The sequence below is a fragment of the Streptomyces coeruleofuscus genome, assembly GCF_039532725.1.
Taxonomy (GTDB): Bacteria; Actinomycetota; Actinomycetes; order Streptomycetales; family Streptomycetaceae; genus Streptomyces; species Streptomyces coeruleofuscus.
Window position 1 is genome coordinate 661998 of record NZ_BAAASE010000003.1, and the last position, 25279, is coordinate 687276.

Genomic DNA, 25279 nt, shown 5'->3' on the forward strand with positions numbered 1-25279 from the left:
GGTCGAACACCTGTGGAGGGGGCCTGTGGGACTGCGGCGTGGGAAGCGGGCGGCGGCTCTCGCCGTCGCCGTCGTCGCCGGAACCCTCGGCACCCCGCCCGCCGCGGTGGCGGCCCCGCCCGTCCCGGAAGCGACCGCGACACCCACCACCCCCGACACCCCCCGTCCGGACCTTTCCGTCTGGCCGCGCCCCCAGTCCCTGCGGGCGAACGGCGCACCGGTCGCGGTCACCGACGAGGTCGCGCTGATCACCGACGCACAGGCGGACCCTCCCCCAAGTTCTCGGCTTCGCTCGAACAGGGGGGACCCCCATGCCGTCGAAACCCTGCGCGACCTGCTGCGACAGGCCGGAGCCCGTCGCATCACGGACTCCGCTTCGCCCGGGGCGCTGGTCGTGCGGGTGCGGACGGAGCCCGTCCGCCGGGACGACCGCCGCGCCCTCCCGTCCGGGGGATACGAACTGTCCGTGGGCAGGAGCGGCGTCTCGCTCACCGGCACCGGCGAGGACGGCCTGTTCCACGCGGTCCAGACGCTGCGGCAGCTCCTGCGGCCCGGCGGTGCGATCGCCGCCGCCGTCGTACGCGACTGGCCCGGCACCGCCGTGCGCGGCATCACCGAGGGCTTCTACGGCACCGCCTGGACGCACCGGCAGCGGCTGGGGCAGCTCGACTTCATGGGGCGCACCAAGCAGAACCGCTACTTGTACGCCCCCGGTGACGACCTGTACCGGCAGGCCCGCTGGCGTGAGCCGTACCCGGCGGGGCAGCGCGCCGCGTTCCGGGAGCTGGCCGAGCGGGCGCGCCGCAACCACGTCACGCTCGGCTGGGCGGTGGCCCCGGGCCAGGCGATGTGTTTCGCGTCGGACGACGACGTGCGCGCGCTGACCCGCAAGCTCGACGCCATGTGGGCGCTGGGCTTCCGGGCCTTCCAGCTCCAGTTCCAGGACGTCAGCTACAGCGAGTGGCACTGCGACGCGGACGCCGGCCGGTTCGGCTCCGGCCCCCGGGCGGCCGCGCGGGCGCAGGCCCGGGTGGCGAACGCGGTGGCCCGGCACCTGGCGGAACGGCACCCCGGTGCCGCCGGTCTGTCGCTGATGCCGACCGAGTACTACGAGGACGGCACGACCGACTACCGACGGGCCCTGGCGAGCTCGCTGGACACGCGTGTCGAGGTGGCGTGGACGGGTGTCGGGGTGGTGCCCCGCACCATCACGGGCGGCGAACTCGCCGACGCCCGGGAGGCGTTCCGGCATCCGCTGGTCACGATGGACAACTACCCGGTCAACGACTACGAGCCCGGCCGCCTCTTCCTCGGCCCCTACCGGGGCCGCGAGCCGGCCGTCGCCGCCGGCTCGGCCGCCCTGCTCGCCAACGCGATGCAGCAGCCCGAGGCGTCCCGCATCCCGCTGTTCACCGCGGCCGACTACGCCTGGAACCCGCGCGCCTACCGCCCCGGGGAGTCCTGGCGCGCCGCGATCGCCGACCTGGCGGGCGGGGACCGGCGCCGCGAGGAGGCCCTGGCCGCGCTCGCCGGGAACGACGCGTCGTCGGTCCTCGGCGAGGAGGAGTCGGCGTACCTGCGCCCGCTGACCGAGGCGTACTGGCGGGCCCGTACGGCGAGTGGTCCCGGTACGGACGGCGACGCCGCGCGGCGGCTGCGCGAGGCGTTCACCGTGCTGCGCGAGCTGCCCCGGCGGCTGACGGGCACCGCCCTCGCCCCGGAGGTCGCCCCCTGGTCGGAGCAACTGGCCCGTTACGGCGAGGCGGGCACGACCGCGCTCGACATGCTGGACGCGCAGCGCGCCGGGGACGCGTCGGCGGCCTGGACGGCGTACCGCGAACTCGGCGCGCTGCGGGCCCGGCTGGAGCCGGCGCCGGTCAGAGTCGGCACGGACGTCCTGGACCCCTTTCTGGGGCGGGCGCAGAAGGCGTACGCGGCCTGGTCGGGCATCGACCACGAGCCGCCCCCGAGCCCCGGTGACCCGGGCGACGGCCGCACCCTGCGCTTCCCGCACCCCCGGTCGTTGACGGCCGTGACCGCCCTCACCGACCCCGGCACCGAGGGCGACGTCGAGGTACACGTACCGGGCCGGGGCTGGCGGCGGGCCGGCAGGCTGGCCGCTTCGGGGGCGACCGAGGTACCGGCCGGGCAACGGGTGGACGCCGTGCGGGTCACCGGTCCCGCGTCCTCCCGCGTGCGTCACCTGGTCCCGTGGTTCGCGGACTCCCCCGCCACCTCTCTGGAGCTGACGCGCGACCGCGTGGACGCCGAGACCGGCAGGACGCGGCGGCTGACGGCCGGGCTGGGCTCGCTGCGCCCCGCCGACGCCCGCGGCAGGCTCACCGTCGAGGCACCCGAGGGCGTACGAGTCCGGGTGCCCGGGTCCGAGCTGTCCGTGCCGCGCGGCACGAAGGTGGAGGTCCCGGTCGAGGTGACCGTGGAGCGCGGTGCGCCGAAACGGTCCTACGACATCCGGCTGGGGTTCGCGGGAGCCACCCGCACGCTCACCGTCCGGGCCTTCCCGCCCACCGGCGGGCCCGACCTGGCCCGCACCGGCACGGCCCGGTCCTCAGGTGACGAGACACCCGACTTCCCCGCGTCGGCGGCGAACGACGGCGACCCGGACACGCGCTGGTCGTCCCCGGTCGACGACGGCGCCTGGTGGCAGGTCGAGCTGCCCCGCCCGGTGCGGCTCGGGCAGGTCGTACTGCGCTGGCAGGACGCCCACCCCTCGGCGTACCGCGTCCAGGTCTCGCCCGACGGCCGCCGCTGGCGCACGGCGGCCGCGGTACGGGACGGCAAGGGCGGCCACGAGAGCGTCCGCATGGACGAGCGCGACGTGCGCTTCGTCCGGGTGCAGGGCGAGAAGCGGGCCACGCCGTACGGGTATTCGCTGTGGTCGGCGGAGGCGTACGCCGTCACGGACTGATCCTTCGGAGGTCCCGCGACGGACTTCTCCGGACTCACTATTCACTCAGTACATGTACTCAGTACATAATGATCGCCATGAGCACCCGCCACATCCTGCTGGGCCTGCTCGCCACGGGTCCGAGCCACGGCTACGACCTCAAGCGACGCCACGACGAACGGTTCCCGCAGGCCCGACCGCTGGCCTACGGGCAGGTCTACACGACCCTCCAGCGCCTCGTCCGGGACGGCCTCGCCGCGGTCGAGGGCACCGACTCGGACGGCGGCCCGGAGCGGACGACGTACCGCGCCACGCGCGAGGGGACACGTGAACTGTCCCGGTGGGCCGGGGAGATCGCGCCGCCCGCGCCCTTCGTGGCGAACGAGATCTTCGCCAAGGTCGTGGTCGCGATCCTCGCGGGCGGGGACCCGGCCGCGTACCTGAGCGCCCAGCGCGCCGCCCACATGGAGCGGATGCGGGAGCTCACGGCGGTCAAGGCCGCCAAGGGCGCGGACCTCGCGACGGTGCTCTCGGCGGACTACGCCCTCAACCACCTCGACGCCGACCTCCGCTGGATGAGCACCACGGCGGCCCGGCTCACCACCCTGACCGCGGAGGTCGACGCAGCATGAGCAGACCCGTGCCTCTTCTCTCGGCGAGCGGCCTCACCAAAACGCACGGCAGGACACCCGCGCTGCGCGGCGCCTCGGTCGACCTGCACGGCGGCGAGATCCTCGCCGTGACCGGCGCGAGCGGCAGCGGGAAGTCGACACTGCTGCACTGCCTGGCCGGGATCGTCCGGCCCGACGAGGGCTCGGTGTCGTACGACGGCCGGCGGCTGGAGGACCTGCCCGAGAAGCGGCTGAGCGAGCTGCGGCGGACCGAGTTCGGCGTGGTGTTCCAGTTCGGGCAGCTCATCCCCGAGCTGACGGCCCTGGACAACGTCGCCCTGCCGCTGCTGCTGGCCGGCACCGACCGCGGCCGGGCCCGGGACCGGGCCGGTGAGTGGCTGGAGCGGTTCGGTGTGCGCGGACAGGAGGACCTGCGGCCGGGCGAGATGAGCGGCGGCCAGGCCCAGCGGACCGCACTGGCCCGGGCCCTGGTCACCGGCCCGAAGGTGGTCTTCGCCGACGAGCCGACGGGCGCCCTGGACTCGCTCGCCGCCGAGCAGGTCATGACGGCCCTGGTCCACACGGCCCGCGAGTCGGGCACGGCCGTCCTGCTCATCACCCATGACGCCCAGGTGGCGGCGTACGCGGACCGGGAGGTCCAGCTGCGGGACGGCGCTGTGACGCCGCTGGGGGTGACGGCGTGAGGACCTGCGTGCGCCTGCTTCAGGAGCCGCGACCCGGCTCCGCCCGCCGGGCATCCGACTGCGGGCGACCGGCCCGCGGCACCGGCCACCGCCCGGAGGTGACGGCATGACATCCCTGCGTACCGATCTGCGTCTGGCCTGGGAGCTCACCCGTGGTTCCGATCGAGGCGAGTGGTGGCGGGTCGCGCTGACGGCGACGGGCGCCGCGCTCGCGACGGGCTTCGCGATGGCCGCCGTAGCCCTGGCCGCGCTGCGGGGCAGCTACCGGGTGCCCCTCGCCGCGGGCCTGCTGAACGAGCCCGGCACACGGTCCGGCGTGATCGTCGGCCTGCTGCTCCTGCTCGTGCCCGTGCTGGGGTTCCTCGGCCAGTGCGCCCGGATCGGCGCCGTGCACCGCGACCGGCGGCTGGCCGGGCTGCGGCTGGCCGGGGCGACGCCCCGGCAGGTCCGGCGGATCGCCGCGCTGGAGACCGGCCTGGCCTGTCTGCTCGGCTCGGCGGCCGCCACCGTCCTGTCGGTGCTGGTCCTGCTGCGCCAGTGGGACCGGCCGACCGCCCTGGCCTGGGCGGGGATCGCGCTGGTCGCCGTCGCCGTACCGGTGCTGGGCGCGGTGGCGGGCGCACTGGCGCTGCGCCGGGTCGTGGCCTCCCCGCTCGGCTGGGTGCGCCGGGTCGGGCCGCGCAGCGGACGGGGGCCCGGACTGCTGTTCCTGGCCGGGGTCCTGCTCGTCGCGGTGCTGGCGCTGGTGACCGTGGCCACCACGTCCACGGCCGCCCCCAACCGGCCGAACGGCGGGCCGCCGCTGCAACTGATGGGCGTGGTCCTCGCGGTCGGCGCGGGCGCGGTGTGGCTCTCCGGGGCCACCGCGAAGGCGACCGGGCGGATCCTCGCGCCCCGGGCCCGGTCGGCGGCGACGCTGATCGCGGCGGAACGGCTGCGCGACGACCCCTGGTCGGCCGCCCGCACGCATGCGGCGGTGCTGCTGGTGACGCTCGTCGGGACCGGCTTCATGGGCATCCGGCAGGTGCTGAGCGACATGGTGCGCAGCTCACCGAACGTGTACATGTCCGCGTCCTACTACGCCACCGGCCTCGCCCTCACCGGCGCCGCCGTCCTCGTCGCCTTCGCGATCACCCTCTCCGGCCTCGCCGTCGGCACCGCCGAGTCCCTGGCCACCCGCCGCCGGGGCCTGGCCGCGCAGGCCGCCGCCGGGGTGCCGCGCACGGTGCTCGGCCGGGCCCTGCTGCTGGAGACCGCGCTGCCGCTCGCCCCCGCCGTACTGCTCTCGGGCCTGGGCGGGACGGCCATCGGCGCCTGGTACGCCCTGCTCGCCGGCCGGCCGGTGCCCTGGGCGGTCGCCCTGGTCCCCGTCGCCGCCTACGCCGCCTGCCTGCTGGCCGCGGCCACCTCGCTGCCCCTGCTGCGCCGCTCGGTACGCCCGGGGGAGCTGCGGTACGCGTAGGCGCCCTCCACAGAGGCGGGCCGGCCCGGGGGAACGGGGGTTCACCGGGCCGGTCGGCCGGCCGCACGCGCCCATGACGAACGTCATGCGGCAATACGAAAGCCCGGATCCTCTCAGGCGGAAATGCCGTCGATCCGGGCCAAGGCGTCGTCCGCGCCGTACGGCTGCAAGTACGGCAGCCAGCGCGGGTCCCGATGGCCGGTCCCGATGATGCGCCAGGCCAGGCCCGTGGGCGGGGCGGGTTTGTGGCGCAGCCGCCAGCCGATCTCGAAGAGGTGCCGGTCGGCCTTCACGTGGTTGCAGCGGCGGCAGGACGCCACCACGTTGTCCCAGACGTGTTTGCCCCCGCGGCTGCGCGGGATGACGTGGTCGACGCTGGTTGCGACGCCACCGCAGTACATGCACCGGCCCCCGTCACGGGCGAACAGCGCCCGGCGGGTCAGAGGAACGGGCCCCCGATAGGGAACCCGGACGAATCGCTTGAGCCGGACCACGCTGGGTGCGGGGACTGTGACGGTCGCGCTGTGCATGAAGGCGCCGGACTCCTCGAGGCATACGGCCTTGTTCTCGAGGACGAGGACGAGCGCGCGGCGGAGCGGTACGACACCTAGCGGCTCGTACGACGCGTTGAGGACCAGGACGTGCGGCACGGATGCCTCCTTGGACGCCGGCGGCGCGTGGCTCGCGCCGGGACGATTCGTAGCCAGTCTCCCCTCATGCCTGGTGAAAGCGCCACCATGTCCCCGTAACGGGCTGGGAGTGTTTTCGACCACATCCCATTCATCCCCAGGATCATGGCCTGTTCAAGCCCAGGTGAGCACGGTCTCTCCTTCACACATCCTGCCGAAGCACACACAATGCCCCGTTAGTGTGGTGGTTCTGCCCCCGCGGTGACCCAGTCGTGACCTCGACCCCCCTGAACCACCGCACCGGGGCGGACCGCTGTACTTGGAGGTACCTGCCGTGTCCCTGTCCGCTGTCCTGCTCGCCGCCGGCCCGTCGCCGTCGCCGACCCCCTCGGATACGGAGACCCCGAGAGTCCCCTCGCTCCAGGACGCCCAGGAGAGCGCGACGAACGCCGCCGGCTGGGTCGAGCAGAACTGGTCGACGTGGCTCGCGATCGGCCTGAGGATCCTGCTCATCGTGGTGATAGCGGCGGTGCTGAGGGTCGTCGTCCGGCGTGCGATCACCAAGCTGATAGACCGCATGAACCGGACCGGCCAGTCCGTGGACGGCTCCGGGCTCGGCGGGCTGCTGGTCAACGTCGAGCGCCGTCGCCAGCGCTCGCAGGCGATCGGCTCGGTGCTGCGCTCGGTGGCGTCCTTCCTGATCGTGGGCACGGCCGCGCTGATGGTCCTGGGCACCTTCCAGATCAACCTGGCCCCGCTGCTGGCCTCGGCCGGTGTGGCCGGTGTGGCGATCGGTTTCGGCGCCCGCAACCTGGTCACGGACTTCCTCTCCGGCGTCTTCATGATCCTCGAGGACCAGTACGGCGTCGGCGACACGATCGACGCGGGGGTCGCCTCCGGCGAGGTGATCGAGGTGGGCCTGCGCGTGACCAAGCTGCGCGGCGACGGCGGCGAGATCTGGTACGTCCGCAACGGCGAGGTCAAGCGCATCGGCAACCTGTCCCAGGGCTGGGCGACGGCCAACGTCGACGTCACGGTCCACTCCGGCGAGGACCTGGACAGGGTCAAGGCCACCCTGGACGAGGTCGCCGAGAAGATGGGCGCCGAGGAGCCCTGGAACGAGCTGCTGTGGGGCCCGATCGAGGTCCTCGGGCTGGACAGCGTCCTGCTGGACTCCATGGTCGTGCGCATCTCGGCGAAGACCATGCCCGGCAAGTCCCTGACCGTGGAGCGCGAGCTGCGCTGGCGCATCAAGCGGGCCTTCGACGCGGCGGGCATCCGGATCGTCGGCGGCGCCACGGCCCCGGTGGAGGAGACGCCCGCCGATCCGACGGCGGGGATGGCGCCCCCGTCGGTGTACGCGAACTCGACGTCCCCGCAGTCGGCGGCGGCGTCCCCGCTCACGCCCGCCGCACCGCCGACGAGCACCACGAAGTAGCCGACCCACCACACGAAGAGGGCGGCACCCGGGCTTTCCGGGTGCCGCCCTCTTCGCATGCCCGGGTAACGACTGCGTTGCCTGAACCGTCCCCTATTGACGCCCGCGAGGCGCCGGGCTTACCTTCCTCCCCACCGATAGGAAACTTTCCTAACAGTGGTCCGGCGCAGGTCGGCCGGATGGACTTCCCCGCCGGATCACTGAGAAGCTGAGCAGCCGAAGGGCAGGTGTGGACACGCATGGCAGGAACCGCCGGCACGCCGGGCACCCCGCGCGTCCTGCGCGCCATGAACGACCGGGCCGCCCTGGACCTGCTGCTGGAGCACGGACAGTTGTCGCGCACCCGGATCGGCAAGCTCACCGGCCTGTCCAAGCCGACCGCCTCCCAGCTCCTGGCCCGCCTGGAAGCCGCGGGCCTCGTCCTGGCCACCGGCACCACCGAAGGCCGGCCGGGCCCGAACGCCCAGCTCTACGAGGTCAACCCGACCGCCGGTTACGCCGCCGGACTCGACGTCACCCCGCAGCGGATCCTCGCCGCGGTCGCCGAAATCACCGGCCGTACGGTCGGCCGCCACGAACTGCCCACCCCCGGCAGGCGTACCGGCACCCCCGTCGTCCAGCAGGTCACCGACGCCCTGGACGGCGCGGTGAAGGCGGCGGGCCTCGCCCGGGACGACATCCACCGGCTCGTGATCGGCACCCCCGGCGCCTTCGACCCCACCACCGGCCGTCTGCGCTACGCCTCCCACCTCCCCGGCTGGCACTCCCCCACCCTCCTGGACGAGCTCGCCGCCGCCCTGCCGATGCCGTTCGAGTACGAGAACGACGTCAACCTGGTCGCCCTCGCCGAACAGCGGCTCGGCGCGGCCCGGGACCACACGGACTTCGTGCTGCTGTGGAACCAGGAGGGCCTGGGCGCCGCCCTGGTCCTGGGCGGCCGGCTGCACCGCGGCTGGACCGGCGGCGCCGGCGAGGTCGGCTTCCTGCCGGTGCCGGGCACGCCCCTGGTCCGCCAGGTCACCAAGGCCAACAGCGGCGGCTACCAGGAGCTGGCCGGTTCCCAGGCCGTCCCGAGGCTGGCCCGTGAACTGGGCATCGAGGACATCCCCGCGGGCCCGTACACAGAGGCCGCCGCACACCTGGTGGCCCGGGCCGCGGAGACCGACGACGAACCGCACCGCCGCCTCCTCCGGACCTACGCGACCCGGCTGGCCACCGGTCTGGCCTCCCTCGTCTCGGTCCTCGACCCCGAGCTCGTCGTACTGAGCGGCGCGTCCCTCACCTCGGGCGGCGAGACGCTGCGCGCCCTCGTCCAGGCCGAGCTGGAGGAACTGGCCGCGTCACGCCCCCGCCTGGTCGTGGGCGACGTCCGTGAACACCCCGTGCTGCGCGGCGCGCTGGAGAGCGCGCTCGCGACCACACGCGACGAGGTCTTCGACACCTCGCGCTGACGCCGCATCCCCGCGCTCAACACTCCCCCCCTCACTGACCCCACCCCCCTTTCCCACGCCGTTCCCCGTGCCCTAGGGAGACCTCGCCATGCCCGGAATATCCAGAAAAGCAGCTATCGCCCTCGCCGCATCCGCCTCCATCGCCCTCCTCGCCACGGCCTGTACGGGCCAGGCGGACTCCGGCGCCTCCGACGACGCCTCCAAGGAGACGACCCTCAACTTCTGGCACGCCTGGAGCGCGCCCGCCGAGGTGAAGGCCGTCAAGGATCTGGTCGCCGGCTTCGAGAAGACGCACCCCAACATCAAGGTCAATGTCGTCGGCAACATGACCGACGACAAGATCAACCAGGCCCTGCGCGCCGGCGGCGGCAAGGCGCCGGACGTGATCTCGTCCTTCACCACGAACAGCGTCGGCAAGTTCTGCTCCTCCGGCGCCCTGGTGGACCTCAACCCGTTCTTCGAGAAGTCGGGAATCGACCCGGAGAAGACCTTCCCGAAGGCGATGAACGAGTACACGCAGTTCGAAGGAAACCGCTGTGCGGTGCCCCTCCTCGGCGACGCGTACGGCCTCTACTACAACAAGACGGCCTTCGAGAAGGCGGGCATCACCAGCCCGCCGAAGACCTGGTCCGAGTTCGAGAAGGTCGCCGAGAAGCTGACGATCCCGCAGGGCAACACCTACAAGCAGCTCGGCTTCATGCCGAACTACCACGGCTGGGAGACCACCACCGAGCACTACCTCGGCCAGTTCTCCCCCACGTACTTCGACAAGGACGGCAAGTCGAACGTCGGCAAGGACCCGGCCTTCGAAAAGGCGTTCACGGTGCAGAAGAAGCTGGTCGACGCACTCGGCGGCTACCGCAAGCTGGAGACCTACCGCTCCAAGCTCGGCGACGAGTGGGGCCCCAAGCACCCCTTCCACACCGGCCAGGTCGCCATGCAGCTCGACGGCGAGTGGCGCCTGGGCATGGCCCTGGACACCAAGCCGGAGTTCGAGATCGGCGTGGCCCCGCTGCCCGTCCCCGACGACCAGGCCGACCAGTACGGCAAGGGCTACATCACCGGCACCATCGCCGGTGTCGCGGCGACCAGCACGAAGCAGAACGCGGCCTGGGAGCTGGTGAAGTACATGACCACGGACACGGACGCGGTGGTGAACTTCTCCAACGCCATCCACAACGTGCCGTCGACGCTCGCGGCCCTGAAGTCCCCGAACCTGAAGTACGACCCGCGCTTCAAGACGTTCCTGGAGATCGCCGCCGACCCGAACTCCACCACCGCCCCCGCCTCCGTCAACGGCGGCGTCTACCTCACCACGATCCAGGAGTTCGGCTACGACTACGAGAGCGGCAAGGCCACCGACCTCAAGGCCGGCCTGAAGAAGACGGCCGAGCAGATCGACACGGACATCGCGCAGGCGAAGTAGGCCATGAAATCCGTGAGCACCGCCGTGAGCACCGTGAGCACTCACACCCTGCGCGCGAAACACCGCCGCTCGACCCTGCGCACCCTCGCCTTCCTCTCCCCCTGGCTGATCGGCTTCTCGGTCTTCTTCGCCTACCCGCTGATCTCCACCGTCTACTTCTCCTTCATGCAGTACGACGGCTTCAAGCCGCCGACGTGGTCGGGCACGAAGAACTGGACGTACGTCTTCGAGCACTACCCCCTCTTCTGGCCCGCCCTGCGCAACACCCTGTGGCTGGTCGTCATCATGGTCACGCTCCGGGTCGCCTTCGGCCTGGGCGTGGGCCTGCTGATCACCAAGATCAAGACGGCTACGGGTGTCTTCCGCACCCTCTTCTACCTGCCGTACCTGGCCCCTCCCGTGGCAGCCACCATGGCCTTCGCGTTCCTCCTCAACCCCGGCACGGGCCCGGTCAACTCGCTCCTGGAGAAGACCGGGCTGCCCGCCCCCGGCTGGTTCAACGACCCCACCTGGTCGAAGCCGGCCCTCACCCTCCTGGCCCTGTGGGGCATCGGCGACCTGATGGTCATCTTCATGGCCGCGCTGCTGGACGTACCGAAGGAGCAGTACGAGGCGGCGGAACTGGACGGCGCCACACCCTGGCAGCGCTTCCGGTTCGTCACGCTCCCGAACATCTCCCCGATCGTCATGTTCGCGGTCGTCACGGGCGTGATCCAGACCATGCAGTACTACACGCAGCCGCTGATCGCCGGAAAGGTCGCCTCGGGCGTGATCCAGGGCGCGGGCACCCAGTTCGAGCCGGGCTACCCGGACAAGTCCACGCTCACGCTCCCCCAACTCGTCTACAACCTGGGCTTCCAGCGCTTCGACTACGGCTCCGCCTGCGTGGTCGCCCTGGTGCTCTTCGCCCTCTCCATGGCCTTCACCGCACTTCTGATGCGCCGCAAGGGCGGTCTGATCCAGGCAGGTGACCGATGACCCAACTACTGGACAAACCATTGGAGTCGAAGGCACCGCCCAGTCCGGCGGAACGCACGGCCCACCGCAGGGCGTTCCTGGAATGGATCGCGGTCCACTCCCTGGGCGTCGCGGTCGCCCTCTTCTTCACCCTCCCCTTCCTCTTCGTCTTCCTCACCTCACTCATGAGCGACAGCCAGGCGCTCAGCCGTGACCTGATCCCGGACACCTGGGAATGGGACAACTACCGAAGGGTCCTCGACACCCCCGGCTTCCTCACCTGGTGGCGGAACACCCTGTTCTACGCGGTCCTGGGCACGGCGCTCACGGTGATCTCCTCGATCCCGGTGGCCTACGCCCTCGCGAAGTTCCGCTTCCGTGGCCGCAACCTCGCCCTGATGCTGGTCATCTCGATGATGATGCTGCCGCCGCAGGTGATCATCATCCCGATGTACCTGTTCTGGGCGAAGCAGCTGGACCTGTCCGGCACGCTCTGGCCGCTGATCATCCCCATGGCGTTCGGCGACGCCTTCTCGATCTTCCTGCTGCGCCAGTTCCTCACCACGATCCCCGACGAGTACCTGGACGCGGCCAAGGTGGACGGCTGCGGCGACCTGCGCACCCTCCTGAAGGTCGTCCTCCCGATGGCGAAACCGGGCATAGCCGCAGTGGCCCTCTTCCAGTTCTTCTACGCGTGGAACGACTACTTCGGACCCCAGATCTACGCCTCGGAGAACCCGGGCGCGTGGACCCTCTCCTACGGCCTGGAGTCCTTCAAGGGCGCCCACCACACCGACTGGAACCTCACCATGGCCGCCACCGTGCTGGTGATGGCCCCCGTGATCCTCGTGTTCTTCTTCGCCCAGAAGGCGTTTGTAGAGGGAGTCACGCTCACCGGCGTAAAGGGCTAGGCGCAAGCCGAAGGGCTTGGACGTAAGCAAACGCCTGAATGCAAGCAAAGGGTTGGACGCAATGAAACTCACCGTGGTCGGCGGAGGCTCGACCTACACCCCCGAACTCGTGGACGGCTTCGCCCGCTTGCGGGACACCCTGCCCGTCGGGGAACTGGTCCTGACGGACCCGGCGCAGGACCGCCTGGACCTGGTGGGCGGCCTCGCCCGCCGCATCTTCGCCCGCCAGGACCACCCCGGCCGCATCACCACCACGACCGACCTCGACCGGGCGGTCGACGGCGCGGACGCGGTCCTCCTCCAGCTCCGCGTGGGCGGCCAGGCGGCCCGGGAACAGGACGAGACCTGGCCCCTGGAATGCGGTTGCGTGGGCCAGGAGACGACCGGCGCCGGCGGCCTCGCGAAGGCCCTGCGCACCGTCCCGGTGGTCCTGGACATCGCGGACCGCGTACGCCGCACGAATCCGCAGGCCTGGATCATCGACTTCACGAACCCGGTCGGCATCGTCACCCGCGCCCTGCTCCAGGCCGGCCACAAGGCGGTGGGCCTGTGCAACGTGGCGATCGGCCTCCAGCGCAAATTCGCGGCCCTGCTGGGCGTCGAGCCCCCGGAAGTCCACCTGGACCACATGGGCCTCAACCACCTCACCTGGGAGACGGGGGTACGCCTGGGCGGCCCGGAAGGCGAGGACGTCCTGCCCAAGCTGCTGACCGAGCACGGCGACAGGATCGCGGCGGACCTGCGCCTCCCCCGCGCCCTGCTCGACCGCCTGGCCGTGGTCCCGTCGTACTACCTGCGCTACTACTACGCGCACGACGAGGTCGTACGGGAACTCGGGACGAAACCGTCCCGCGCGGCCGAGGTGGCGGCCATGGAACGGCAACTGCTGACGATGTACGCCGACCCGTCCCTGGACGAGAAGCCGGCCCTGCTCGCCGAACGGGGCGGGGCCTACTACTCGGAGGCGGCGGTGGACCTGGCGGCGGCCCTGCTGGGCGGCGGCGGCACCCCGTACCAGGTGGTGAACACGTACAACCGGGGCACGCTCCCGTTCCTCCCCGACGACGCGGTGATCGAGGTGCAGGCGGCGGTGGGCGCGAAGGGCGCGTCCCCCCTTCAGGTCCCGTCCGTGGACCCCCTCTACGCGGGCCTCATGGCGAACGTGACGGCGTACGAGGACCTGGCCCTTCAGGCGGCTCTGCACGGCGGCCGGACCCGCGTCTTCCGGGCCCTCCTCTCCCACCCCCTCATCGGCCAGTACGCGTACGCCGAGGAGCTCACCGACCGGCTGATCGCACACAACCGGGAGCACCTCGCGTGGGCCTGACCGCACACGTCCTCGCCATCGACGCCGGCAACAGCAAGACGGACGTCGCGGTCGTGACGGCGGACGGAGAGGTCCTGTCCACGGCACGCGGGGGCGGCTTCCGCCCGCCCGCGGTCGGCCTGGACACGGCGATGACCACGCTCGCCCACACGGTCGCCCAGGCCCTGTCCACCGCCGGACTCACCACCGTCGACCACGTCTCGGCGTGCCTCGCCAACGCCGACTTCCCGGTCGAGGAGGACCGGCTCGCGGCCGCACTGGACGCACGCGGCTGGGGCACGACGGTGACCGTCCGGAACGACACCTTCGCCATCCTCCGGGCCGGTGTGACGGAACCCCGGGGAGTCGCGGTCGTCTGCGGCGCGGGCATCAACTGCGTCGGCATGCGCCCCGACGGCCGCACGGCCCGCTTCCCGGCACTGGGCCGGGTCTCGGGCGACTGGGGCGGCGGCTGGGGCCTGTCGGAGGAGGCACTGTGGCACGCGGCGCGCTCGGAGGACGGCCGCGGGCGCCCCACGGCCCTGGCCCGCACCCTCCCCGCCCACTTCGGCCTGTCCTCCATGTACGCCCTCATCGAGGCACTGCACCTGGGTGACCTGGAACAATCTCGTCGCCACGAGCTGACCCCGGTCCTCTTCGCGACGGCGGCGGACGGCGACACGGTCGCCCGCGCGATCGTCGAACGCCAGGCGGAAGAGGTGGTCGCGATGGCCGTGGTGGCCCTGACCCGCCTGGAACTGCTGGACGAGCCGACGCCCGTCCTCCTGGGCGGCGGGGTGCTGGCCGCCCGGCACCCGCAGCTCAACGGCATGATCACCGATCTGCTGGCCGACCGAGCCCCCAAGGCGGCCCCTCAGGTGGTCACGGCCGGTCCTGTCCTCGGGGCGGCGCTGCTGGGGCTGGACGAGGTGGGAGCCGGGGAGGGGGCGCAGGGGCGTCTGCGGGCGCACTTCGGGGTGTGACCGGGGCTTGATCGGGGCTTGATCGGGGCGGGCGAGAGACCCTCCCACGAGAGGGGCCGGGGCCCCGCGGGACAGTTGAGATGGACAGACGAAGGCGCCCGAACACGCGAGGGCGCATACTAGGGGCAATGACAAAGCCTGCTGCACCTAAGCGCCATCTGCCCACCAGCCCCTTCAAGGCCCCGGTCATTCCGGCCCCGAAGCACTTCTCCGTGGGCGACCAGGTCACACACGACATGTACGGCCTCGGCCGGGTCATCAGCATCGAGGACGGGATCGCGGTCCTCGTGGACTTCGGCTCCGCTCAGAAGCGGATCCTGAGCCCGTACTCCAAGATGACCAAGCTCTAGCACCGCTGTGCCCGGTCACGGCACACCAGGTCCCTCCCGGGGCTTGGCACCAGAAGGAGACCTCTCATCGATCTGACCTCGCTCTTCTCCGCCCCGGAAGGGGCGCCCCACTCCGCGGCCACGGCATCACCGCCTCCGGCCACGAACCCCTTCCAGGCCCCGGACTTCGGAGAGGACGACAGCGCGACTGCGCCGGAGCCGCTCCACGGTGACCGGCACGGACGGTAGAACCCGGCCAAGAGCAGACTTTCCCTTACCCCAAAGGGCATGAAAATGCCCTTCACCAGCGGTTTCCTCACCGATGAGGGGCCGTGTCAGGCGGCTTGGGCCGTCACCTGGGCCGTCGTGGGCTTGACCGGCGGCCCGGTGGATTCGCGGAGACGGCCTTCCGCGTGCCCGGCTCCGGACGGCTGCGCCGACGTTCCGACGTTGTGTGCCGGGACTGATCAGAGGTTCGCGGTAATGGCGCGGAAGACGGCCGGGGTCACCCGTTCCTTGACGATCTTGTCGAAGGCGGCCGTGTCCTCTTCGGCGCCCTCGAAGTCGATGTACTTGAAGCCCACGCCGTTGCTCTGGAACATGAGCGGCCCTTTGCGGCAGACGACGGTCGGTATCTCCTTCTTGGACCTCGCATGGGAGTAGCACTCATCGGCTCCGAACGTCCTGGCGTCCGTTTCGAGGACGACCGCATCCCTCTGGTGCGCGGCTTTGGAGTCGGCGACGTACCGGGTGAGCAGTTTCGGGTCGGCCACGGCGAGGATCTCGACGTCGAAGGCGCCCCAGCCTTCGATGTGTCCCTTGTACCCGCCGTTCTGCGGCAGCCCGAACGAGTACGCACACTTGCCGTCGGAGGCGAGCCCGGCGCCCGCCTTCCCGCCGAGGGCGCCGTCCACGGGGAGCTTGACCCAGTCCGACTCCCGGCTGAGCTTCCCTGCCTGCGGCAGTATCGCTTTGATCTCGGCGTCGGTGACGAACGAGCAGGCGTCGGGCCAGCGCACCGGGCTGAGCACCGTGCCGGCGGGCACGTCGATGACGGTCTTCTCCCGTCCCGGTGCCGCGTTATGGACAGCGATCTCGGCTCCGCAAGCCGTCAGCGCGAGGCACGCCGACACCGTCACCACGCCCACCAGGGTCCGCCGTGCATCCATCGCATTCCTTCCGCGAGCAACTACCTCTGGGAGAACAGTCCGAGGGGGACCATATGACGCCACAGGGACCATCACGGTAGAGCACTCGGACGGCTCGGCCGCGGCACAGGGTGGTGGACGAACCAGCAGGAGTCGGCGTCGGCAGAGGTGCCGAAGGCGGCCAGGCGACACAGTAAGCCTGCCCGGCGTAGGGCCAATTGCTGGCGAGCAGGGGTTCCCCGAGGCGTTCCCGGAATTCGATCCTGCCGGCAACAGCGATGAGCGTTCGCGGCCACTCATACAGAGAAGGGCGCCGCCGAGTCTGAGATACCGGCGGGCCCATCGAAGATCGCCACGTCACACAATCAGGCCGCGAGAGGCACCTGCTCGCCCTCTTCCGGGATCTTGTAGTGAGCCCAGATCTGGTTCAACTCGTGCTGGTAGTAGAGCGGGTACAGACCAGCCAGGATGAAAAGGATGAGGCCGATCCAGGGGTTGCAGCTCCGCTGCAACCCGGCCGACTCCTGCATGCGGGCAATGCGCAGACCGGTGTTGTAGACCGATACGAAGGGGGGAACGATCAGCAGCCAGCCGACAGCGAGAGCCAGGAGGGACTTCACCGGATCGACCTCGATGCGGTGATCGAAGTCCCGGGCCTCGCGATTCACCTTGTAATACCAAACCAGGTGGTAGATGCCCAGCGTGATCAGCGGCCAGATCAGCCAGACAAGAAATATGTTGCGGGTCTTTCCAGCGCGACCTGACATGACGCACCTCCCATAAGTCCAGTGCATCACGACCAGCAGCCACGCGCGCGTGGTGAAATTCGGCGCGGTCCCACAGCCTGCCGTGCCTCACGGAGGCACGGTGCTCATCCCGGCGCGACGGCACCGAGCCAAGCAGCGAGCGTGAGGAAGTCGGCGTCGTCGAGGCCTTTGGCCGGGTCGACGTGATGAAGCAGCGACCGCCCAGGATGGCCGGCAGCGACCCAAAGACGGTCCATGGCGCTGATCTCGTCGTCGACCCAGATGAACGGCCGACCGTCGGCCCACTCGACAAGGGGGCGGGTCTTCCAGTGCAGACCGCGCGGAACCGCCTCGGCGCCGTTCTCCGGCCACTCCAGTACTGGCAACTTCGGCAGACCGATGCGCGGCGCGACGACCTCGTTCGCCTCCTCCATCCAGGTCGAGGCCCATACGAGACGGCAGCCCAGGGCCATGAGACGCGACCCGATCCCGGGGTCGAGCCGCCGCAGCAGCGGGTTCCCCTGATCGGCAGGCGCCGAGGCCTCGGCAGCCGCGGAACGCGGGGGGCCGGACGGCGACCCGAACGGGATGAGCGGGCCATCGACGTCGAGGAAGAGGAGAGGGCGCTCCACTGCGCTAGTCACGCCGGCACGATAACCCGGTGCGATGAGGAGTACCTTCGGGCCGCGCTCACCGTGGCCGAGTCGGCCGCCCTCGCCGTAGCCCCGACTCGCCGTTCGCCGATCGTGGCTACGACCACGACGTCTATCAAGACCAGGTCCGCGCCCGCGGCATCGTGCCGGCCATCGCCAGCGGCGGCACTCGGCACGGCACCGGACTGGGCACCTACCGGTGGGTGGTCGAGCGGTCCGCCTGGCTCCATGCCTTCCGGCGTTTGCGAATCCGCTGGGAACGGCAAGCCGACATGCACGAAGCGCTCCTAAGGCTTGCCTGCTGTCTGATCACCCTGCGCCAAATCCACTCACTGTGTTAAGTAAAGCGATGACACAGGGGTGATCGTTCGGCCGTTCGCCCGAAGCTGTCGTTCGCCGCACCGTCGGAATGCCAGTCCCCGGGTTCCGGGGTTCCATGGGCGGTATGACCAGGCTGAGCACTTTGGCGCAGTTGCACCGAATCTCTCACCGCAGCACACGTCACGGAAGCCCAAGGCCGGCAAGACGCCCTCGCACGGACGACCGTACAGCGGGGAACCGACTGCAGTCGGTGGTGCTGGTGGCCTCATCACTACCAGGCATCGCGGCTCTTGCCGCCCTGCTGTTCACCTGGGTTTCGGTCGAGCAGTCGGGAGAACAGCTGCGGATCGCCGAGCGCGGGCAGGTGACCGGCCGGTTCAATGCAGCAATCGGCAGCCTCGCCTCACCGGCTGTAGACGTCCGCCTGGGCGGCATCTATGGCCTGGAACGCCTCATGCGGGACTCGCCGCCCGACCAGCCCACCATCGTCAGTCTGCTTACGGCATACGTCCGTGAGCACGCCCACCGGCAGGTGGCCAGCTCAGCCGATGCTCGCCCGGCCACGGACGTCCATGGGGCCATGACGGTGCTAGCCAACCGGGATCCCGCGGCTGACGGCAAGGGCGACTTCAACCTGCGCAATGTTCGCCTTCGCCACTTGGGCTACATGGGGATGTGGGACCGGGCGCGCCAACGCGTCATCGGTATCAGTTTTCCGGAGGCGGACTTCAGTTCCGCAGACCTGAGTGACGCGGACTTGGAGCACGCCCGTCTGACCGGGGCGGTCATGGCGGGCACAGTTTTGCGGGAAGCAACTCTGAATGAAGCCCAGTTGGCGGACGCGGTCCTAACCAATGCGGATCTGGCGCGGTCGCACCTCGTGCGAGCCGACCTGAGGCGGATCCAGGCGGCCGGGGCGCAATTCGACAACACGTATCTGACTGGGGCTGAAATGGAGGATGCCGACCTGCAGCGGGCCAGCCTCGTCCGTGCCAGCCTGCCCCGCGCGATCCTGCGCGGAGCGGACTTGAGGCAAGCCGATCTCCGTGACGCGGACTTCACCGGAGCAGACCTTACCGGCGCCGACCTTACCGGGGCGAAGAACCTGTCGACAGCGGGTTTCGATGGTGCGGTCCTCAAGGACACCCGAGGGTTGCCTGCATGACCACAGCCCGATTTCCACCACCTCGACTCATTGTGTTAGCCGTTCTAATACTCCAGCCGCAGTTCGCTATCACTGCTGGTCAGAGCCGTGTCCCCGAGTGTACTCGGCTGATGCCACGTCAGGTTGTGGAAGTTCGTGACCTCGGGTGCGGCGGGCCGTTGTGCTTGTCGTGCAAGACGATGTGCAGCTCGATGCCTGGTCCGCGGAACTGGAAGAAGTACTCGTGCGGGTCGGCCATCGGTTCGGTCGGGTGGATCTACGCCGGAGGATGCGCGCCTACGTGCACGGCCTGATCGGTCCGGTGGGCCGGAAGAACAGCTGGCAGCTGGCCGAACATGCCGGTCACCGCTCTCCTGCGGGGCTGCAGCACCTTCTGGGCCGGGCCTGCTGGGATCCCGATCATGTACGCGATGACCTGCAGGAATACGTCGCCGAGAAGCTCGGGGACGCGGCTGGAGTACTGATCATCGACGACACCGGTTCATCAAGAAAGGCACGGTCTCGGCCGGAGTGCAGCGCCAGTACTCCGGCACCGCCGGCCGCACCGAGAACTGCCAGATCGGTGTCTTCGCCGCCTACGCCTCAGCCAAGGGCCGGGCCCTGGTGGACCGGGAGCTGTACCTGCCCAAGTCCTGGATGTCCGACCGAAGTCGCTGCCGGGCAGCGAGGATCCCCGACGAGCGGGAGTTCGCCGTCACCGGGGGACGGTCAACTGCCAGGAGTCGCCGGATTTCTGCCACGGTGAGCGGTGCGAGAGCTCCGGAACCGTTTCTGCCGCCCCCTTTTCGGCTGCCGCTGAGGCCATGGCGGCGAGGAAGGCGCGAGCGGGCATGGCCAGGGTGATGTGCCGGTACCAGCCCGTATACGGCGGACCTCGTACTGGTCCAGGCCGCACTCGTTCTTCGCGGCCTGGAAGGCTTCCTGTGTGGGCTCGCCTCCACCGGTCGTCCTCGACGAACTCGGCGCCCGCGGTGAACTGGACTGGTCGCGGTGCGCGATCGACTCTGCCAGGGTCCGGGCGGCAAAAGGGGGCCACTGACCGGACCGCATCCGACCGACCGCGGCAAGAGCGGATCGAAATCCACCTGATCACCGACCGGAACGGTCTGCCCCTGTCACTGGGCATCTCCGGTGCCAACATGCACGACAGCCTCGGCCTGGAGCCGCTCGTGCGCGGGATACCGCCCATCCGCTGGTCGACGACATCCCACCCGTGGCCGGGCAACCCCGGCCGACCGAGTCGCCGACCCGACGCCGTGCTCGGCGAAAAGGAATACGACACCTACGACCTCACCGTCGGCACTCTCGTCGTTCTCCCCGAGGGAGGCCCGCACGCAGGGGCAGGTGTCGTGAACCGCATGTCCGCGATCGGTGTCACCGTCAGCCACGCCGTGGAACAGCCGGAGCCGCGACAGGCGACCGCCGAGGAGGCCTCTCTTCTGGGCATCCAGAAGGCCGCACTCGTCACGCACATCCGGCGGACGTATTACAGCGACCAGGGGCGACCCGTCGAGACAGCGGACATCGTCGTGCCCGCCGCTCACTGCGAGATCGTCTACGAGATCCCGATCAACCGGTAGGCACAGGCTTCGCGCGCGGGCTGCGGCGCGACCACGTCTGGCAAGCGGTGAGGGCGGTCAGCCCTGCCGTTCACGTCGCGACGGTGGCCCAACCCCCGTACAACGCTGCCATCGAGTGATCATCCCTGGGCCGTCTCTGGGCCGTGCGAGGGCGCCCGAGACCGACCAACGGCGACCGACAGTGACAGACGGGTCTCGGCTGCCAACCACGAATTCCCAGGTCAGAGCCCCCCGGCCATACGCGTTTCCACCCAGGGGTGGCGGTACGGCAAGATGGGGTGTATCTGCCCACTGCCGTATTCAAGCTGCCGGACGGTTTCTCTTGGCTGAGTTCATTTACACCATGCGCAAGGCGCGTAAGGCGCACGGCGACAAGGTGATCCTCGACGACGTGACGACCAGCTTCCTCCCGGGAGCGAAGATCGGCGTCGTCGGCCCGAACGGCGCCGGCAAGTCGACGATCCTGAAGATCATGGCCGGCATCGAGCAGCCGTCCAACGGTGACGCCTTCCTTACTCCCGGTTACACGGTCGGCATCCTGCTCCAGGAGCCCCCGCTGACCGAGGACAAGACCGTCCTGGAGAACGTCCAGGAGGGTGTCGCCGGGATCAAGGGCAAGCTCGACCGGTTCAACGAGATCGCCGAGCAGATGGCGACCGACTACACCGACGAGCTCATGGACGAGATGGGCAAGCTCCAGGAGGACCTCGACCACGCCAACGCGTGGGACCTCGACGCCCAGCTGGAGCAGGCCATGGACGCCCTGGGCTGCCCGCCCGGCGACTGGCCCGTCACCAACCTGTCCGGTGGTGAGCGCCGCCGGGTCGCGCTGTGCAAGCTGCTGCTGGAGCAGCCCGACCTGCTGCTGCTCGACGAGCCGACCAACCACCTCGACGCCGAGTCGGTGAACTGGCTGGAGCAGCACCTGGCCAAGTACCCGGGCACCGTCGTGGCGGTCACCCACGACCGGTACTTCCTCGACAACGTCGCCCAGTGGATCTGCGAGGTCGACCGCGGCCGCCTCTACCCCTACGAGGGCAACTACTCCAAGTACCTGGAGACCAAGGCCGCCCGCCTCAAGGTCGAGGGCCAGAAGGACGCCAAGCGGCAGAAGCGGCTCAAGGAAGAGCTCGAGTGGGTGCGCTCCAACGCCAAGGGGCGGCAGGCCAAGTCCAAGGCGCGTCTGGCCCGCTACGAGGAGATGGCCGCCGAGGCCGACAAGATGCGGAAGCTGGACTTCGAGGAGATCCAGATCCCGCCGGGCCCGCGCCTGGGCAACGTCGTCGTCGAGGTCAACAACCTCAGCAAGGCCTTCGGTGAGAAGGTCCTCATCGACGACCTCAGCTTCACCCTGCCGCGCAACGGGATCGTCGGCATCATCGGCCCGAACGGCGCCGGCAAGACGACCCTGTTCAAAATGATCCAGGGCATCGAGCAGCCCGACTCGGGCGAGATCAAGGTCGGCGACACCGTCAAGATCTCCTACGTCGACCAGAGCCGCGAGAACATCGACCCGAAGAAGTCGCTGTGGGCCGTGGTCTCCGACGAGCTGGACTACATCAATGTGGGCCAGGTCGAGATGCCGTCGCGTGCCTACGTCTCGGCCTTCGGGTTCAAGGGGCCGGACCAGCAGAAGGCGGCCGGTGTGCTCTCCGGCGGTGAGCGCAACCGCCTGAACCTCGCGCTCACCCTCAAGCAGGGCGGCAACCTGCTTCTCCTCGACGAGCCGACGAACGACCTCGACGTCGAGACCCTGAGCAGCCTGGAGAACGCGCTGCTGGAGTTCCCGGGTGCGGCCGTGGTCGTCTCCCACGACCGGTGGTTCCTGGACCGGGTCGCCACGCACATCCTCGCCTACGAGGGCGAGTCCAAGTGGTTCTGGTTCGAGGGCAACTTCGAGTCGTACGAGAAGAACAAGATCGAGCGGCTCGGCCCGGACGCCGCGCGTCCGCACCGCGCCACCTACAAGAAGCTGACCCGGGGCTGATCTTGCGGCACATCTACCGCTGCCCGCTGCGCTGGGCGGACATGGACGCGTACGGCCACGTCAACAACGTGGTGTTCCTCCGCTACCTGGAGGAAGCCCGTATCGACTTCCTGTTCCGTCCGGAGAAGGACTTCAAGCAGGGGTCCGTGGTGGCACGCCATGAGATCGACTACAAGCGGCAGCTCGTCCACCGGCACACGCCCGTGGACATCGAGCTGTGGGTCACGGAGATCAGGGCGGCGTCCTTCACCCTCACGTACGAGGTGAAGGACGACGACCTGGTCTACGTCCGGGCCTCGACGGTGATAGTGCCGTTCGACTTCGAGGCACAGCGCCCGCGCCGGCTCACCCCGGAGGAACGCGAGTTCCTCCGGGAGTACACGGACGACGAGGAGGAGGCCGTCGCCGCATGACGGTGCTCCACCTGGCCGACGAGGGGGAGGCGGCGGATCTCGCGGCCTTCCTCTCCCGGCTGCTCCACTACGACCGTGGGGCCGCGGTGCGCCTCCAGGCGGCGGGCACCGCCCTTGCCGTGTTCGGGCGGCCGCCGTCCTTCGACGTGCTGGCCGTGCGCGCGGTGCGGCTGGCGAAGCCGTACGAGGACGGGCTCGACGTCACGCTGGACGTGACCGTGTCCGCCGGTGAGCTGCTGGAGTCGGTGGACGAGAGGGGCGCCACGGCCCTCGTGCCGGGCGCGGTGACCGGGCCGCCGTGGGCGGGCGTCCTGCCGCCACGCGGCGGCTGGCGGCCCGAGCCGGGGCTGCCGGCGCCCGACGCGCTGCGGTCCCTCGTGGCCGCCGTCGTCGCCGAGTTCCGGTCCCGTACGCAGGAGTTGTCCCCGGAGGGGCGCACGAGGGCCGAACTGGACCGGATCGGGCGGGACATCTGGTCCCGTACGGTCGGCGACACCCGGCTCCCGGTCCGCGCCGTGCACGCGGCGCAGTCGCTCGGGTTCCTGCGGCCCGGGGCGCCACTGGTGCTGTTCTCGTCGGGCGCGTGGCTGCGGCTGCGCACACCGTACGGGTCGATCGCCGTACGACAGGCCGGGCTCGGGGCGCTGGACGTCAGCGTCCGCTGACCGCGCCCTTGTCCGTCAGCCCGGGGCGTTCACCATCGACGCCGCCGCGTAGGTCAGGTAGTTCCACAGCGTCTGCTCGTGCTCCTCGGACAGCCCGAGCTCCTCGACGGCGACCCGCATGTGCTTCAGCCAGGCGTCGTGCGCCGCACGGTCCACCGTGAAGGGCGCGTGCCGCATCCGCAGGCGGGGGTGGCCGCGGTTGTCGCTGTACGTCGTGGGGCCGCCCCAGTACTGGATGAGGAACAGCGTGAGGCGCTCCTCGGCCGGGCCCAGGTCCTCCTCGGGATACATGGGCCGCAGCAGCGGGTCCTCGGCGACTCCCTCGTAGAAACGGTGGACGAGCCGACGGAAGGTCTCCTCCCCGCCGACCTGCTCGTAGAAGGTCTGCTCCTGAAGCGTGCCGCGCCGAATCTCTTTCACGCCCTCCATGCTCTCAGACGTGGGGACATAGGTCTCAAGCCCTAGGACCGGCCCCGGTGCCCTTACTGTGGGGGTATGGGCGGGCATGCACCCGACAGGGAACCGGACGATCTCGCCGCCTCCGCGCGGGCGGCTCTGGTGCGCCGGATCGACGCGAGCGGGGCCTGGGGCGCCGACCCGGCGTGGCGGGCGGCGTTCGCGGCGGTCCCGCGCCACCTCTTCGTGCCGTACTACTACGTCGGCGTCGCCGGCGGCTACGAACGCCGGTGGGGCGAGAGCCCCGACCCGCAAGCGCGCGAGCGGTGGCTGCGGGGCGCCTACGAGGACACCCCGCTGGCGACCCGGCTGCGCGACGGCGAACTGCTCTCCTCCAGCAGCCAGCCGTCCCTGATGGCGGACATGCTGGCCGCGCTGCGCGTGGCGGACGGGCACACGGTCCTGGAGATCGGCGCCGGCACCGGCTACAACGCCGCGCTGCTCGCCCACCGGCTGGGCGACGACAGGGTGACGACCGTGGACCTCGACCCGGAGATCACCGAGTCGGCCCGCCGGCACCTGGCCGCGGCCGGGTACCACCCGGTCGTCGTCACCGGCGACGGCGCCCGGGGCGTGCCCGAGCGCGCGCCGTTCGACCGGGTCATCGCCACCTGCGCGCTGAGCACCGTGCCGCGCGCCTGGCTCGCCCAGAGCCGCCCCGGTGGCCGGATCCTGATGCCGCTCGCCACCGGCCTGGTCGTGCTCACCGTGCGCGACGCCGGCCATGCCGAGGGGCGCTTCCTGCACACGCCCGCCTACTTCGTGCCGCTGCGCGGCGGGAGCCGACCGGGGGGCGAGCCGCTCCAACTGGGCGGCGTACCGCGCCGGGCCAGGGAAGACGACCTGTTCCGTTTCCTGCTGGCCCTGACCCGCGGCAGCCTCGACCCGCAGGAGGCGCACGCGCTGTGGGAACAGGAGGGCATGCCGCAGCGCGAGCGCTACGGCATCACCGTCAGCGGGGACCGGGAGTGGGCCTGGCTGGACGACCCGGAGGGGCCGTACGCCTGGCCCCTCCCGGCCTGACGAGGCT

At 70.5% G+C, this 25279-nt stretch carries 23 protein-coding genes and 5 pseudogenes; 21 read left to right on the top strand and 7 right to left on the bottom strand.

Annotated features, from left to right (window positions below; all coding sequences use genetic code 11):
• Positions 1 to 25: 25 nt before the first annotated feature.
• From ABFX81_RS14190 to ABFX81_RS14205, 4 genes are all read left to right on the top strand, one after another.
• Positions 26 to 2929 carry a glycoside hydrolase family 84 protein gene (locus tag ABFX81_RS14190; protein ID WP_346138128.1) on the top strand — a complete coding sequence of 968 codons (2904 nt, stop codon included), beginning with the start codon at positions 26 to 28 and terminating at the stop codon, positions 2927 to 2929.
• Between the two features lie 77 nt (positions 2930 to 3006).
• Complete coding sequence (locus ABFX81_RS14195) at positions 3007 to 3540, top strand: helix-turn-helix transcriptional regulator (protein WP_086843139.1); 534 nt, start codon at positions 3007 to 3009, stop codon at positions 3538 to 3540.
• Positions 3537 to 4223, top strand: a complete 687-nt coding sequence (locus tag ABFX81_RS14200) for an ATP-binding cassette domain-containing protein (protein ID WP_086843128.1) — start codon at positions 3537 to 3539, stop codon at positions 4221 to 4223. The genes ABFX81_RS14195 and ABFX81_RS14200 overlap by 4 nt, the downstream gene beginning before the upstream one ends.
• Before the next feature lie 106 nt (positions 4224 to 4329).
• Complete coding sequence (locus ABFX81_RS14205; RefSeq protein WP_086843130.1) at positions 4330 to 5685, top strand: FtsX-like permease family protein; 1356 nt, start codon at positions 4330 to 4332, stop codon at positions 5683 to 5685.
• 113 nt (positions 5686 to 5798) lie between these two features.
• Here the strand turns inward: ABFX81_RS14205 and ABFX81_RS14210 are convergent, their stop codons facing one another.
• Positions 5799 to 6335 (bottom strand): HNH endonuclease, encoded by a 537-nt coding sequence (locus tag ABFX81_RS14210; RefSeq protein ID WP_086843133.1) that lies wholly within the window; start codon positions 6333 to 6335, stop codon positions 5799 to 5801.
• A gap of 313 nt (positions 6336 to 6648) precedes the next feature.
• Here ABFX81_RS14210 and ABFX81_RS14215 point away from each other — a divergent pair, with 313 nt between their 5' ends.
• The 8 genes from ABFX81_RS14215 (at position 6649) to ABFX81_RS14250 (ending at position 15136) form a co-directional block, all read left to right on the top strand.
• Positions 6649 to 7752, top strand: coding sequence for a mechanosensitive ion channel domain-containing protein (locus tag ABFX81_RS14215; RefSeq protein ID WP_086843135.1), 1104 nt, complete (start codon positions 6649 to 6651; stop codon positions 7750 to 7752).
• Positions 7753 to 7991: 239 nt separating this feature from the next.
• Positions 7992 to 9203: an ROK family transcriptional regulator gene (locus ABFX81_RS14220; RefSeq protein WP_346138129.1), complete on the top strand. Its 1212-nt coding sequence runs from the start codon at positions 7992 to 7994 to the stop codon at positions 9201 to 9203.
• Positions 9204 to 9291: 88 nt separating this feature from the next.
• The gene (locus tag ABFX81_RS14225) at positions 9292 to 10629 is read left to right on the top strand and encodes an extracellular solute-binding protein (RefSeq protein WP_086854570.1); all 1338 of its coding nucleotides are present in this window, start codon (positions 9292 to 9294) and stop codon (positions 10627 to 10629) included.
• Positions 10630 to 10662: 33 nt separating this feature from the next.
• Positions 10663 to 11607 carry an ABC transporter permease subunit gene (locus ABFX81_RS14230; RefSeq protein WP_086854574.1) on the top strand — a complete coding sequence of 315 codons (945 nt, stop codon included), beginning with the start codon at positions 10663 to 10665 and terminating at the stop codon, positions 11605 to 11607.
• A complete protein-coding gene (locus ABFX81_RS14235; RefSeq protein WP_086854571.1) occupies positions 11604 to 12497 on the top strand; it encodes an ABC transporter permease subunit in 894 nt (297 codons plus the stop codon). The genes ABFX81_RS14230 and ABFX81_RS14235 overlap by 4 nt, the downstream gene beginning before the upstream one ends.
• A 61-nt stretch (positions 12498 to 12558) precedes the next feature.
• Complete coding sequence (locus tag ABFX81_RS14240; protein WP_086854572.1) at positions 12559 to 13824, top strand: family 4 glycosyl hydrolase; 1266 nt, start codon at positions 12559 to 12561, stop codon at positions 13822 to 13824.
• Positions 13815 to 14786, top strand: coding sequence for an N-acetylglucosamine kinase (locus ABFX81_RS14245; RefSeq protein ID WP_346138130.1), 972 nt, complete (start codon positions 13815 to 13817; stop codon positions 14784 to 14786). The genes ABFX81_RS14240 and ABFX81_RS14245 overlap by 10 nt, the downstream gene beginning before the upstream one ends.
• Positions 14787 to 14914: 128 nt before the next feature.
• Positions 14915 to 15136 carry a hypothetical protein gene (locus tag ABFX81_RS14250; protein ID WP_086850784.1) on the top strand — a complete coding sequence of 74 codons (222 nt, stop codon included), beginning with the start codon at positions 14915 to 14917 and terminating at the stop codon, positions 15134 to 15136.
• 446 nt (positions 15137 to 15582) lie between these two features.
• Here the strand turns inward: ABFX81_RS14250 and ABFX81_RS14255 are convergent, their stop codons facing one another.
• The 4 genes from ABFX81_RS14255 to ABFX81_RS14265 all read right to left on the bottom strand — a co-directional run bounded on the left by ABFX81_RS14255 (position 15583) and on the right by ABFX81_RS14265 (position 17653).
• Positions 15583 to 16284 (bottom strand): hypothetical protein, encoded by a 702-nt coding sequence (locus ABFX81_RS14255; RefSeq protein ID WP_086850786.1) that lies wholly within the window; start codon positions 16282 to 16284, stop codon positions 15583 to 15585.
• On the bottom strand, positions 16196 to 16606 hold the full coding sequence (locus tag ABFX81_RS42185; RefSeq protein ID WP_428837172.1) for a DUF6000 family protein: 411 nt from the start codon (positions 16604 to 16606) through the stop codon (positions 16196 to 16198). Before ABFX81_RS42185 ends, ABFX81_RS14255 begins: the two co-directional genes overlap by 89 nt.
• 22 nt (positions 16607 to 16628) lie before the next feature.
• Positions 16629 to 17030, bottom strand: a complete 402-nt coding sequence (locus ABFX81_RS14260; protein ID WP_346138131.1) for a DUF4234 domain-containing protein — start codon at positions 17028 to 17030, stop codon at positions 16629 to 16631.
• A 104-nt stretch (positions 17031 to 17134) separates the two neighbouring features.
• Positions 17135 to 17653, bottom strand: a complete 519-nt coding sequence (locus ABFX81_RS14265; protein ID WP_086850790.1) for an HAD domain-containing protein — start codon at positions 17651 to 17653, stop codon at positions 17135 to 17137.
• Between the two features lie 50 nt (positions 17654 to 17703).
• Between ABFX81_RS14265 and ABFX81_RS14270 the strand changes: the two are divergent.
• The 3 genes and pseudogenes from ABFX81_RS14270 to ABFX81_RS14280 form a co-directional block, all read left to right on the top strand.
• A pseudogene (locus tag ABFX81_RS14270) lies at positions 17704 to 18003 on the top strand (IS5/IS1182 family transposase); the annotation flags it as partial.
• Positions 18004 to 18233: 230 nt separating this feature from the next.
• Positions 18234 to 19148, top strand: coding sequence for a pentapeptide repeat-containing protein (locus tag ABFX81_RS14275; RefSeq protein WP_346138132.1), 915 nt, complete (start codon positions 18234 to 18236; stop codon positions 19146 to 19148).
• A gap of 181 nt (positions 19149 to 19329) precedes the next feature.
• A pseudogene (locus tag ABFX81_RS14280) lies at positions 19330 to 19841 on the top strand (IS701 family transposase); the annotation flags it as partial.
• Between the two features lies 1 nt (position 19842).
• On the opposite strand, the pseudogene ABFX81_RS42190 reads toward ABFX81_RS14280, so the two are convergent.
• Positions 19843 to 20069: pseudogene (locus ABFX81_RS42190) on the bottom strand (IS701 family transposase); the annotation flags it as partial.
• Between the two features lie 2 nt (positions 20070 to 20071).
• Between ABFX81_RS42190 and ABFX81_RS14285 the strand changes: the two are divergent.
• The 5 genes and pseudogenes from ABFX81_RS14285 to ABFX81_RS14305 form a co-directional block, all read left to right on the top strand.
• Positions 20072 to 20428: pseudogene (locus tag ABFX81_RS14285) on the top strand (transposase); the annotation flags it as partial.
• Positions 20423 to 20728, top strand: a pseudogene (locus ABFX81_RS14290) (UTRA domain-containing protein); the annotation flags it as partial. The pseudogenes ABFX81_RS14285 and ABFX81_RS14290, both read left to right, overlap by 6 nt.
• Positions 20729 to 21050: 322 nt before the next feature.
• On the top strand, positions 21051 to 22715 hold the full coding sequence (gene ettA / locus ABFX81_RS14295) for an energy-dependent translational throttle protein EttA (RefSeq protein WP_086850794.1): 1665 nt from the start codon (positions 21051 to 21053) through the stop codon (positions 22713 to 22715).
• Positions 22716 to 22717: 2 nt separating this feature from the next.
• Positions 22718 to 23128 carry an acyl-CoA thioesterase gene (locus ABFX81_RS14300; protein WP_059419984.1) on the top strand — a complete coding sequence of 137 codons (411 nt, stop codon included), beginning with the start codon at positions 22718 to 22720 and terminating at the stop codon, positions 23126 to 23128.
• Positions 23125 to 23793 carry a DUF8185 domain-containing protein gene (locus ABFX81_RS14305; protein WP_086850796.1) on the top strand — a complete coding sequence of 223 codons (669 nt, stop codon included), beginning with the start codon at positions 23125 to 23127 and terminating at the stop codon, positions 23791 to 23793. The genes ABFX81_RS14300 and ABFX81_RS14305 overlap by 4 nt, the downstream gene beginning before the upstream one ends.
• Positions 23794 to 23808: 15 nt before the next feature.
• Here the strand turns inward: ABFX81_RS14305 and ABFX81_RS14310 are convergent, their stop codons facing one another.
• On the bottom strand, positions 23809 to 24222 hold the full coding sequence (locus ABFX81_RS14310; RefSeq protein WP_086850799.1) for a globin domain-containing protein: 414 nt from the start codon (positions 24220 to 24222) through the stop codon (positions 23809 to 23811).
• Between the two features lie 66 nt (positions 24223 to 24288).
• Here ABFX81_RS14310 and ABFX81_RS14315 point away from each other — a divergent pair, with 66 nt between their 5' ends.
• On the top strand, positions 24289 to 25272 hold the full coding sequence (locus ABFX81_RS14315) for a methyltransferase domain-containing protein (protein WP_086850800.1): 984 nt from the start codon (positions 24289 to 24291) through the stop codon (positions 25270 to 25272).
• Positions 25273 to 25279 lie beyond the last annotated feature (7 nt).